The sequence below is a fragment of the Albidovulum marisflavi genome (assembly GCF_025751435.1).
Lineage (GTDB): Bacteria > Pseudomonadota > Alphaproteobacteria > Rhodobacterales > Rhodobacteraceae > Albidovulum > Albidovulum marisflavi.
Genome location: NZ_JAOWKY010000002.1, coordinates 58166 through 69214, shown reverse-complemented (window position 1 = coordinate 69214; position 11049 = coordinate 58166). Strand labels below are relative to the sequence as shown.

Annotated in this window: 9 protein-coding genes; 3 read left to right on the top strand and 6 right to left on the bottom strand. The window is 64.6% G+C overall.

Going from position 1 to position 11049, the window contains the following annotated elements; genetic code table 11:
• Positions 1–6: 6 nt before the first annotated feature.
• The 3 genes from OEW28_RS09235 to OEW28_RS09225 form a co-directional block, all read right to left on the bottom strand.
• Positions 7–1041, bottom strand: coding sequence for a rod shape-determining protein (locus OEW28_RS09235; RefSeq protein WP_263734475.1), 1035 nt, complete (start codon positions 1039–1041; stop codon positions 7–9).
• Positions 1042–1227: 186 nt separating this feature from the next.
• Positions 1228–2808 carry a 2-isopropylmalate synthase gene (locus OEW28_RS09230; RefSeq protein WP_263734474.1) on the bottom strand — a complete coding sequence of 527 codons (1581 nt, stop codon included), beginning with the start codon at positions 2806–2808 and terminating at the stop codon, positions 1228–1230.
• Between the two features lie 240 nt (positions 2809–3048).
• The gene (locus tag OEW28_RS09225) at positions 3049–4506 is read right to left on the bottom strand and encodes an MORN repeat-containing protein (protein WP_263734473.1); all 1458 of its coding nucleotides are present in this window, start codon (positions 4504–4506) and stop codon (positions 3049–3051) included.
• 180 nt (positions 4507–4686) lie between these two features.
• Here OEW28_RS09225 and OEW28_RS09220 point away from each other — a divergent pair, with 180 nt between their 5' ends.
• Entirely contained in the window at positions 4687–6348 is a 1662-nt protein-coding gene (locus tag OEW28_RS09220) for an NAD+ synthase (RefSeq protein ID WP_263734472.1), read from the top strand.
• A 63-nt stretch (positions 6349–6411) separates the two neighbouring features.
• On the opposite strand, the gene OEW28_RS09215 is transcribed toward OEW28_RS09220, so the two are convergent.
• Positions 6412–7233 (bottom strand): class I SAM-dependent methyltransferase, encoded by an 822-nt coding sequence (locus OEW28_RS09215; RefSeq protein ID WP_263734471.1) that lies wholly within the window; start codon positions 7231–7233, stop codon positions 6412–6414.
• A 228-nt stretch (positions 7234–7461) separates the two neighbouring features.
• Here OEW28_RS09215 and OEW28_RS09210 point away from each other — a divergent pair, with 228 nt between their 5' ends.
• Entirely contained in the window at positions 7462–8505 is a 1044-nt protein-coding gene (locus OEW28_RS09210; RefSeq protein ID WP_263734470.1) for an aldo/keto reductase, read from the top strand.
• Here the strand turns inward: OEW28_RS09210 and OEW28_RS09205 are convergent.
• Positions 8499–9476, bottom strand: coding sequence for a GlxA family transcriptional regulator (locus OEW28_RS09205; RefSeq protein ID WP_263734469.1), 978 nt, complete (start codon positions 9474–9476; stop codon positions 8499–8501). The genes OEW28_RS09210 and OEW28_RS09205 overlap by 7 nt on opposite strands.
• A gap of 117 nt (positions 9477–9593) precedes the next feature.
• On the opposite strand from OEW28_RS09205, the gene OEW28_RS09200 reads away from it, so the two are divergent.
• Positions 9594–10121: a lipocalin family protein gene (locus OEW28_RS09200; protein WP_263734468.1), complete on the top strand. Its 528-nt coding sequence runs from the start codon at positions 9594–9596 to the stop codon at positions 10119–10121.
• On the opposite strand, the gene OEW28_RS09195 is transcribed toward OEW28_RS09200, so the two are convergent.
• A complete protein-coding gene (locus tag OEW28_RS09195) occupies positions 10078–10974 on the bottom strand; it encodes a helix-turn-helix domain-containing protein (RefSeq protein WP_263734467.1) in 897 nt (298 codons plus the stop codon). The two genes, OEW28_RS09200 and OEW28_RS09195, sit on opposite strands and share 44 nt — an antisense overlap.
• Between the last annotated feature and the right edge of the window lie 75 nt (positions 10975–11049).

Genomic DNA, 11049 nt, shown 5'->3' with positions numbered 1-11049 from the left:
GGCGCCTCAGCTGTCGTAGTCTATCACGTGGCGAAGCTGCTTTTCGTATTCAAGCGCCTTGCCCGTGCCAAGTGCCACACAGTTCAGAGACTGGTCGGCGATGGAGATCGGCAGCCCGGTCTGCTCGCGCAGCGCCAGGTCCAGCTCGCCCAGAAGCGCGCCGCCCCCGGTCAGCATCACGCCGCGGTCCACGATATCGGCAGCCAGGTCGGGCGGCGTCGCTTCCAGCGCGATCATCACCGCTTCGCAGATCTGCTGGACCGGTTCGGCCAGCGCCTCGGCGACCTGGGCCTGGTTGATCTCGATCTCTTTCGGGACACCGTTCAGAAGGTCGCGGCCGCGGATCTGGATCGAGGCGCCGCGCCCGTCATCCGGCATCCGCGCCGTACCGATCGAGGTCTTGATCCGCTCGGCCGTGCTTTCGCCGACCAGAAGGTTCTGCTGGCGCCGCAGGTAGGAGATGATCGCCTCGTCCATGCGGTCGCCGCCGACGCGGACCGAGCGGGCATAGACGATGTCGCCCAGCGACAGCACCGCCACCTCAGTCGTGCCGCCGCCGATGTCCACGACCATGGAGCCGGTCGGATCGGTGATCGGCATCCCCGCGCCGATGGCCGCCGCGATTGGCTCCGCGATCAGGCCCGCGCGCCGCGCGCCGGCAGAAAGGACCGACTGCCGGATCGCGCGCTTTTCGACCGGGGTCGCGCCATGGGGCACGCAGACGATGATCTTCGGCTTGGAGAAAGTCGTGCGCTTGTGGACCTTGCGGATGAAGTGCTTGATCATCTCTTCGGCAACGTCGAAGTCGGCGATCACGCCCTCGCGCATGGGCCGGATCGCCTGGATCGAGCCGGGCGTACGGCCAAGCATCAGCTTCGCGTCCTCACCCACGGCCAGAACCTGCTTCTTGCCGTCCTTGACATGGTAGGCGACCACCGAAGGTTCGTTGAGGATGATCCCCTTGCCCTTCACGTAGACAAGCGTGTTCGCCGTCCCGAGGTCGATCGCCATGTCTGACGAAAAGAGACCTATTCCCATCATCTTCGCTATCCCTAAACCGCAAAGGCCCGCGACTCGCCGCGCGCGGGCCTTTATTCGTTGGCAAATCTTATAGGGGTATGGCGCGCCGAGCGGAAGGGGGCTATCGGGTGAGGTCCGGCGAGAAATCGCCGGATTTCATTTTTCGAACATTTTCGGGGGCAGGTTTGTGATCTGCCCCCGAAAATGTCACGAAGCGGACTTGACGTCTTCCTCGGGCTTGGTCTTTGCCCGCCGCACGATCAGGTTGTTCAGCGCGCTGACATAGGCCTTGGCGCTTGCGACGACCGTATCGGTGTCCGATGACTGGCCCGTGACGATCTTGCCGTCCTCTTCCAGGCGCACGGAAACGGTCGCCTGCGCGTCGGTGCCCTCGGTCACGGCGTGGACCTGGTAGAGGGCCAGCCGGGCGTGATGCGGGAACAGTTTCTTGATCGCGTTGAAGGTCGCGTCCACCGGTCCGTCGCCCTGTGCCGTCACCTGGTGGTCGGTCCCGTCCATGGTCAGGATCAGGTCAGCCGACTGGGGCGCCTCGGTTCCGCAGATCACGCGCAGGAACTTGACCTGCATGTGATCGCCAGCGCCTTCCGACGCGGTGTCGGTCATCAGCGCGACCAGGTCGTCGTCATAGACTTCCTTCTTGCGGTCGGCCAGCGCCTTGAACCGGACGAAGACGTCATTGAGCTGATTGTCGGCCAGTTCGTATCCCAGGTCCCTGAGCTTGGCGCGCAGCGCGGCGCGACCCGAGTGCTTGCCCATGACCAGGTTCGTGGCTGACAGCCCGATGTCCTCGGGGCGCATGATCTCGAACGTCTGGGCGTTCTTCAGCATCCCGTCCTGGTGGATCCCACTTTCATGGGCAAAGGCGTTCTTGCCGACGATCGCCTTGTTGTACTGGACGGGGAAGCCCGACACGGCGGCGACCCGGCGCGAGATGCCCATGATCCTGGTCGTGTCGATGCCGGTGCGGTAGGGCATGATGTCGTTGCGCACCTTGAGCGCCATCACGACCTCTTCCAGCGCGGTGTTGCCCGCGCGTTCGCCAAGGCCGTTGATGGTGCATTCGATCTGGCGGGCACCGGCCTCGACGGCGGCCAGCGCATTCGCCGTCGCCATGCCCAGGTCGTTGTGGCAATGCGTCGCGAAGGTGATCGTGTCGGCGCCCGGCACCCGTTCCAGCAGCATCCGGATCAGTTCGGCGCTTTCACGCGGGGCGGTGTACCCCACGGTGTCGGGAATGTTGATCGTCGTGGCGCCGGCCTTGATCGCGATCTCCACCACGCGGCACAGGTAATCGTGTTCGGTCCGCGTCGCGTCCATCGGCGACCACTGCACGTTGTCGCACAGGTTGCGGGCGTGGGTCACGGTTTCGTGGATGCGCTCGGCCATCTGGTCCATGTCCAGATTGGGGATGGCGCGGTGCAGCGGCGAGGTGCCGATGAAGGTATGGATGCGCGGGCGCCTGGCGTGGCGCACGGCTTCCCAGCAGCGGTCGATGTCCTTGAAGTTCGCACGGGCAAGGCCGCAGATCACGGAGTTCTTCGACTGCCGGGCGATGTCGGACACCGCCTCGAAGTCGCCTTCGGAGGCGATGGGGAAGCCCGCCTCGATGATGTCCACGCCCATTTCGTCGAGCATCTCGGCAATCTCGAGCTTTTCGTCATGGGTCATGGTCGCGCCGGGCGACTGTTCTCCGTCGCGCAGCGTGGTATCGAAGATCAGCACGCGATCCTGTTCGGCGGCACCGGTGGCTTTGGTCTTGTCGGTCATGGCTTGTCTCTCGTCTTGGTCCTTAGCGTTCTGCTTTGGCGCTGGTCACCTCTGAGCGGTCGCGCCGGATGGCACGCTCAGAGGCAGCTAAGGAGAAGAAGGCCACGGCGGCGCGCCGCGCCGGAGGCGCGGTAAAGCATGGGAATGTGCCGGTTCCGTGTCATGGGCGCGACTATACGGACGGGTGCCGAAAGGAAAAGCAAAAAATGCAATCCTGCCGGGGCTTTTCGTGCCTCCGGGTCAGTTGCCCGTGGTTGCCGTGCCTTCAGTGGCCGCCGGTTCCGCGGTGGGCGCGCTTTCCGGTTCGGTCAGCGCGTCGCCGTTCCATGTGCCGGTCGCGACCTCTCCACTGGCGTAGCGCAGCGTGCCCTGGCCCTGACGGCGGCCATTCTTGAAGCTTCCCTCGTAGACGTCGCCGTTGGGGTAGGTCGCCACTCCGTCGCCGTCAATTTCGCCTGCTTTCCACTGTCCGGAATAGCGGAAGCCGTCGGTCATCACTATGTCGCCTTCGCCCTCGCGCTTGCCCGCGACAAAGCTGCCCGTATAGACCGTGCCGTCGGCATAAACCGCGACGCCCTGACCTTCGCGGGTGCCGTCCTTCCAGTCGCCGTCGTACGAGTAGCCGTCGGGATAGGTCATCTTGCCCTTCCCGTGGTTCTTGCCGTTCTTGAACCCGCCTTCATAGATCAGCCCGTTGGCATAGACCGCCTTGCCTTGGCCTTCGATCACGCCGGCCTTCCATTCGCCTTCGTAGGTCGCTCCGTCGGCGTAGGTGATCTTGCCGGTGCCGCTTGCCTTGTCGGCCTTGAACTCTCCCTCGTAGACCGAGCCATCGGGATAGCTGGCCTTGCCCATACCCTCGATCCGGCCATTGCGCCACTCGCCCTCGTAGAGGTAGCCGTCGTGCCCGCGGAACGATCCGGTGCCGTGACGCTGGTCGTCCGCGAAGTCGCCTTCGTAGATGTCCCCGTTGGCGTAGGTGACCTTGCCCTTGCCGTTGCGCTTGCCGTTGGCAAGTTGTCCTTGATAGATGTCGCCGTTGGGTTGGGTCAGCTTGCCTGCGCCGTTTATCTGGCCTTCCTGCCAGGCTCCCTCATACACCAGCCCATCTGCCGTGGTCAGCTTGCCCTGACCTGCGCGCTGTCCACGCAGCATGTCGCCTTCATAGACCGCGCCGTCCGGATAGGTGATGCGGCCCTTGCCTTCCTTGACGCCCATGACCCATTCGCCTTCGTAGACGTAGCCGCCGGGGCTTTCCATCTTGCCCGTCCCGTTGTGCAGCGCCTTGGTGAAGCCGCCGGTATAGGTCACGCCGTTGGCGTAACGGGCCACGCCCTGACCTTCGATCTCCCCCTCGACCCAGTCGCCCTCGTAGGTGCCCCCATCGGCGAAGGTGATCTTACCCTTGCCGTGCGGCTTTCCCTTGATGAAGGCGCCTTCATATACCGATCCGTTGGGGTAACGGGCAGTGCCCTGTCCCAGGATCTCGCCCTCGACCCAGTCGCCGGAATATTCGTAGCCGTTGGGAAGCCGGTAGGTGCCGCGGCCGTGCTGCTTGCCGTCCTTGAAGGTGCCTTCGTAGATGCCGCCGTCTTCATATTGCTTCGAGACGACTTCCTGCGCGCCAGAAGGGCTGCCGCCAAGGGCGCAGGCCAATGCCAGTGCCAGACCAAAAACCGCTTTGACCTTCGTCGTCATGACCGCCCCCGGATTGCCTTTGACGCGGCAGGTGATGGTCACGCCGCGAAACTTGTCCTGAAACCTATTGAACGGGGCTGGCCGTGGCAAGCGCCCGGCGCATCGCGGGCGACCGATATCCTTGCCGCTTCCGATTGCCCGTCAGTCTGCTAAGAGGGGGCAAACGCAAAGGGATGCCGCATGTCCGACAGATTCCGCCTGACGCTCGCGCAACTCAATCCGACCGTGGGGGCGATTGCAGCCAACGCGGCGCAGGCGCGCGCGGCATGGGAAGCGGCGAAGGCCGCGGACGCCGACATGGTCGCGCTGCCAGAAATGTTCATAACGGGCTATCAGACGCAGGACCTGGTCAAGAAGAATGCCTTCACCCGCGACGCGATGCAGGCGGTCGAGCAACTGGCGCGCGACTGCGCCGACGGCCCCGCGCTTGGGATCGGCGGCCCCTGGCTTGACGCCAATGGTCTGCTTTTCAACGCCTGGTATGTCTGTCAGGGCGGGCGGATCGCCGCCCGCATCCTGAAGCACCACCTGCCCAACTATAGCGTCTTCGACGAAAAGCGCCTGTTCGAATCCGGGCCGGTGTCGGGACCCTATCGCATCGGTCCCCTGAGGATCGGCACCCCGATCTGCGAGGACGCGTGGTTCCCCGATGTCTGCGAAACGCTTGAAGAGACGGGGGCAGAGATCCTGCTGGTTCCGAACGGGTCCCCCTACTACCGAGGCAAGTTCGAACGTCGAGTGAACCTGATGGTGTCGCGCGTGGTCGAAACCGGCTTGCCGATGGTCTATCTGAACTTCGTCGGAGGACAGGACGATCAGCTGTTCGATGGCGGTTCGTTCGTCATCAATCCGGGCGGCCATCTGGCCGCGCAGCTTCCTGTATGGGAAGAGGTCATCGCCCATGTCGACTTCACGCGGCACGCGGACGGCTGGCGGGCCGAAACCGGCGAGCGCGCCGTTCACCCCGACGACTGGGAACAGGATTACCGCGCGATGGTCCTGTCGCTTTCCGACTACATGGGCAAAAGCGGGTTTTCCAAGGTGGTGCTGGGGCTCTCGGGGGGGATCGACAGCGCGCTTGTCGCGACGATCGCGGCCGACGCGCTGGGCCCGGAAAACGTCCGCTGCGTTATGCTGCCTTCCGAGTTCACCTCGGCCCATTCGCTGGAGGATGCCAAGGGCGTCGCCCGCGCGCTTGGCTGTCGGCTGGACACCGTGCCGATCTCGGGGCCGCGCGATGCGGTCACCGAATCCCTTCAGCCGCTTTTCGAGGGCACGTCGTTCGGCATCGCCGAGGAAAACGTGCAGTCCCGCCTGCGCGGACTGCTGCTGATGGCGATCTCGAACAAGTTCGGGGAAATGCTCCTGACCACGGGCAACAAGTCCGAGGTCGCTGTTGGCTATGCCACGATCTACGGCGACATGGCAGGCGGCTACAACCCGATCAAGGATCTTTACAAGATGCGGGTGTTCGAAACCTGCCGCTGGCGCAATGCCAACCACAGGCCTTGGATGAAGGGGCCGGAGGGCACGGTCATCCCGCAACGTGTCATCGACAAGGCACCCTCGGCCGAGTTGCGAGCCGACCAGAAGGACGAGGATTCGCTGCCGCCTTATCCCGTGCTGGACGCGATCCTGGAACACCTGATCGAGGGCGACCTGTCAGTGGCCGAGATCGTGTCCGAAGGCTTCGACCGCGCAACGGTGAAGAAGGTTGAACACCTGGTCTACATCAGCGAATACAAGCGCTTTCAGTCCGCGCCCGGCGCTCGGCTTACACGCAAGGCCTTCTGGCTGGACCGGCGCTATCCGATCGTCAACCGCTGGCGCGACGAAAGCTGAGCGCGCCGGGCGCTTGGGCCAGTGCTTGCGGGTCCACGCTGCTGCCTTGATGCGCGCAAGGGTTCAGCGTTCGCAGATGTAGGTCATCGTCCGGATCCGGTCCTCGGCAAGATTTCGGATCTGGTTGCGCACCATTTCCAGGTAGTCATCCCCCAGGATCAGTTGGATCGAGACCGCGGGCAGTCCCGAGCTTGCCGCGCGTGACTTCATGTCCTGGAACCAGGTCAGGCTTTGCGCGCTCGAGTCCTGCGTCTTCAGGACCTTGAAACCCGCGTTCGTCAGCAACCTTTCCATCTGATCATGGGTGGCCAGGTGGCTGATCGCGGCCTCTCGCGCCCAAGGCACCGGGAAATGGATGCCGCCACCGTCGCCCTGGATCACGTCGTAGACGGCGAACCGTCCGCCGGGCCGGAGCGTTCGGAAGGCCTCGGCATAGAGCCTGTCCTTGGCCGCGATGTTCATCGCAACATGGATCGTCATGGCGGCGTCGAAATGATCGTCGGGATAGGGCAGCGCGGTCGCATCGCCATGATCGAAGCTCACCTTGCTTCCTAGTCCCACCCAGCCGGAAAGAGTGCCGGCGGCTTCGCAGAACATCTCGGTCAGGTCGATGCCGGTGACCTGGCATCCGTAGGTTTCCGCCAGCGTGCGGGCGGGTCCGCCTAGTCCGCTGCCCAGATCAAGCACGCGCGATGCATCGCTCAGGTTCATCTCGGCGCCAAGTTCCAACGTCGCCTTTCGCCCGCGGATGTGAAATTCGTCGACCGGCGCCAGGTCGCGCGTCGTCAGCGTCTCAAGGCTCTTGCCGGACGCCTCCAGCCCCGCCGCGATCTTGCCGGCAAGCTGTCCGCCCTTGGTGTAGTGCTTTTCCACGTCCTGCTTCATTGCCCCTTCCTTCCGGTTGATGCGCCGTCGGGCGGCCGCCACGGCGTCAGGCGTTCGTGCACGGAAGGTTAGCGCAGTTTGCCCAATCGGAACAGGCGATCCCATGCACCCAAACCGCGCCTGAAGGCGGCCTGTCGGTCAAGCGGCCCTGCGGCATTGCCCGCCCCCGCTTGACCACCGCGCGAGGCCGGGCGAAGGTCAGCCGGTTGCAGAGGATCCGGGGGGCACATGCGGAAGACACGACTTGGAGAGAATGGGCCGGAAGTTTCGGTCCTTTGTCTGGGAACCATGACCTGGGGCAATCAGACACCCGAGGATGAAGCGCACGCCCAGATCGACACCGCCGGCGATCGGGGGGTGAATTTCCTTGATACGGCAGAGATGTATCCTGTGAACCCGGTCCGCCGCGAAACCGTGGGCAAGACCGAAGAGATCATCGGGAACTGGATCGCCAGGGGCGGTCGACGCGATGATTGGGTGATCGCCACCAAGATCGCGGGTGAAGGCAGCGTCGCGCGCGAAGAGGACGAGATCATCGATGGACCCACGATCCGCAAGGCGCTTGAAGGGTCGTTGCGAAGGCTCAGGACGGATCACGTCGATCTGTACCAGTTCCACTGGCCGAACCGTGGCAGCTACTTCTTCCGCAAGCACTGGGCCTTTGATCCATCGGGCCAGGACCGTGCCCGCACGCTCGACAACATGGCCGAATGCATGGAAACGCTTGGCGCTCTGGTCGAAGAGGGGAAGATCCGCCACTGGGGACTGTCGAATGAAACCGCCTGGGGCATGGCGCAGTGGCTGAGGCTGGCCGATCAGGGGCTTGGGCCACGCCCGCTGTCGCTTCAGAACGAATATTCGCTGCTCTGCCGGATGTACGACACCGACCTGGCAGAACTGGGCCACAACGAAGACGTGACGCTGCTGGCGTTTTCGCCGCTGGCGACCGGGCTTCTGACCGGCAAGTACGCGGGCGACGTCATTCCCGAAGGATCGCGCCGGTCGCTGAACCCGGAGCTGGGCGGGCGCATCACCCCCCGTGTCTGGGGCGCGGTCGCGGCCTACATGAAGATCGCGGGCGAAGCGGGCATCGACCCGGCGCAGATGGCGATCGCATGGACGCTGACGCGACCCTTTCCGGTCGTGCCGATCTTTGGCGCGACGACCCTGCCGCAGCTTGACGTGGCGCTTGGGGCGGCTGACCTGACGTTGGGCGAGGACGTGTTGGCCGCCATTGGCGCCGCCCATCGGGAACACCCGCTGCCCTACTGAGCGCGCCCCGCCCGCAGGTCTGTCGCGCTTGCGCCGAAGCGGGCGCGGAAGGCGCGGGCAAAGGCCGCCTGGCCGGAAAACCCGGTTCGCAGAGCGATCTCTTGCAGCGGAAGGCGCGTGTCCGACACCAGCCGCCGCGCCTCCTCAAGCCTCAGGTCCAGGAAGAACCGGCCGGGCGACGTGCCAAGGCGCGCGCGAAACAGCATTTCCATCCTGCGGGCGGACAGTCCGATGCGCCGGGCGATCTCCGATACGGGGGGCGGATCCTCGACCTCGGACTCCATCAGCGCCACGGCACGGCCCAGGGCGGGATCCACGCGCGCGATGCGTGCCGCCGACATCGAGCGCTGAGGGGCAGCCGCCGTGTGCACGGGGTCGTAAAGCAGCGTTCCGGCCACGGTTAACGCCAGCTCTGACCCCTGCCGCGCGCGGATCAGGTCCAGCATCAGTTCAAGACTGGGCGCCGCGCCGCCGGTGGTAATGCGATCGCCGGATATGACATAGCGGTCCCGTCGCACGTCGATCGCGGGGAAGGCGGCGGCAAAGGCCTCCAGGTCTTCCCAGTGAACGGTCGCGCGGGCACCATCCAGCAGCCCCGCGCGGGCAAGGAACCAGGCACCGCCGTCCACCGCCGCCATCGCGCGCAGCCTGGGTGCGAGCCGCCGCAGCGCGGTCAGCAGCGCGGGCGTCGCCTGTTCCGCCAGCCGGAAACTGGCGACCAGGACCAGAAGGTCGAAATCGGGACGCTCGGGCAGGGGCGTGGTCGGCACCTCGATCCCCGCGGTCAGCCGGACTGGCCCCCCGCGGACGGAATGGTAGCGCCAACTGTAAAGCGTGCGACCCGACCTTCGGTTTGCGACGCGCATCGGGTCGACGACCGAAGCAAGCCCAAGCGCGTTCGTTTCCTCCATCAGAAGAATGCCCACGGAAAGCGGAGTGGACTCGGGCGCGAATATCGGTGCGTGTTTCATCAAGGAATTTCGTATTGTGCAAACGGGGCGCCGTGCAAGGCCCATTGGCAAGTTCGGCCCTTGCGCATTTCCCGCCGGCATGAAGAGATTGCGCATAATGCAAGGGCAGGGGCAGGCATGAGACGATCGAGCGGACGGCTGACTGGCGTGGCGCTTGCCGCCTTGATTGCCCTGGCGGGCTGCGGCGGCGCGCCGTCCAGCGCCGTTCGGGATCCTTCGGTGACCATCGCGTCGCTCGCGCTGTTCGATCCGGCGCGGATGTCGGGCACCTGGCATCTTGCAGCCGCGTTCGGGAACGAAGCCGCCTGTGGCGCCCTGACCGAGTCATGGACGCCCAGAGGTGACGGATCGCTCGCGGTCAGAGGAGAAGGCTGCGCGCGCAGCGGCCGCGTGACGCTTGACACGGTTGCGATGCCATCCGGGCCAGGGCGGTTCGTCCGGCGTGGCGCCTCGGGCGAAGAGGCTCTGTGGGTTCTGTGGGTTGATGCGGGCGACCGGGTGGCGGTGATCGGAACGCCGGATGGCAGCTTCGGGCGCATTCTGTCGCGCGAACCAGCCCCCAGAAGCGACCTGTTGCAGGCGGCGCGCGATGTCCTGGCGTTCAATGGGTATGACGTCGCCCGCCTGGCTCAAGTGAATCCTTAGCCTCGGCTCGCAAAGTATTTAAAAGGCGTGTGAAATCCCTCGCTCCGGTATCGGCTTCCCGCACCAGCCAATCGAAGTGCTGGGTGATTGCGCCGACCCGCTGACTGTCGCGGAAGGCGACATAGTGGCGGCCCAGATAAATCGCGGCAAGCAATGGCCCGAAGACGGTCACTGGGGCCGAAAATACGCGCCGCGCATCAAAGACATAGATGCGCAAACGCGGATACAGCTGATCGCAAAGTTGGCCAAGGCGGTCGATCTGTGCCAGGCGGGTGTCAAGCGGCAGTCCCGCGTAATATCCCTCGGCGCGCGCGAAGGCGAACAACTCGTGCTGGGGAAGCGCGATTTCGTAGTCGGATTGTGCCGACCGCATCCAGCGCAGTCGGTCTTCGCTGGCGCCGATCGCCTGTTCGGCGCTGCGACCCAGTTGCGGTTCATATTCCCAACGCAGCATCTCTCGGGTCTTCAGCATGTCTGGCAGGGTCGCGGGCACGTGGCGGACCTTGTAGCCCGCCGCTTCCTGGTGCCAGCCGAAAATGGTTTCATCTATCAGCGCGCGCGGCGCCTCGGTCAGGGTGAGCGAGGTCGCCAGTAGGTTGGCCAGCCTTTCGGGCCGCTCGGTCAGACCCAGCAGCCAATCGGCCGAGATGTCCAGCGCCGAGGCGCATTCGGCCACGACCTGGGCGTTGGGCAGGCGCGCGCCTTCTCCCCCCAGAAGCTGGGAAATGGTCGAGCGGTCGACCCCGACCTTCCGCGCAAGGCCACTTTGACTTTCGCCCTTGTCAGCCATCGCCTGGGCAAGCCGCTCTCTGAACAGGCCGGCACGATCACGTTTGTCAATTTTTTCCATCATGATGTTAATAAAAGCACATTTGATGAGAAATGTTAATCATATTCCGAATTCGAAATTCCGAAGCTTTGGCGTAGC

What these genes read in the sequence shown, in the direction of transcription:
- OEW28_RS09210 (WP_263734470.1), top strand. Translation starts at nt 7,462, where the DNA reads ATGCGGAAGACACGACTTGGAGAGAATGGGCCGGAAGTTTCGGTCCTT.
- OEW28_RS09205 (WP_263734469.1), bottom strand. Translation starts at nt 9,476, where the DNA reads ATGAAACACGCACCGATATTCGCGCCCGAGTCCACTCCGCTTTCCGTG.
- OEW28_RS09235 (WP_263734475.1), bottom strand. Translation starts at nt 1,041, where the DNA reads ATGATGGGAATAGGTCTCTTTTCGTCAGACATGGCGATCGACCTCGGG.
- OEW28_RS09200 (WP_263734468.1), top strand. Translation starts at nt 9,594, where the DNA reads ATGAGACGATCGAGCGGACGGCTGACTGGCGTGGCGCTTGCCGCCTTG.
- OEW28_RS09230 (WP_263734474.1), bottom strand. Translation starts at nt 2,808, where the DNA reads ATGACCGACAAGACCAAAGCCACCGGTGCCGCCGAACAGGATCGCGTG.
- OEW28_RS09220 (WP_263734472.1), top strand. Translation starts at nt 4,687, where the DNA reads ATGTCCGACAGATTCCGCCTGACGCTCGCGCAACTCAATCCGACCGTG.
- OEW28_RS09215 (WP_263734471.1), bottom strand. Translation starts at nt 7,233, where the DNA reads ATGAAGCAGGACGTGGAAAAGCACTACACCAAGGGCGGACAGCTTGCC.
- OEW28_RS09225 (WP_263734473.1), bottom strand. Translation starts at nt 4,506, where the DNA reads ATGACGACGAAGGTCAAAGCGGTTTTTGGTCTGGCACTGGCATTGGCC.
- OEW28_RS09195 (WP_263734467.1), bottom strand. Translation starts at nt 10,974, where the DNA reads ATGATGGAAAAAATTGACAAACGTGATCGTGCCGGCCTGTTCAGAGAG.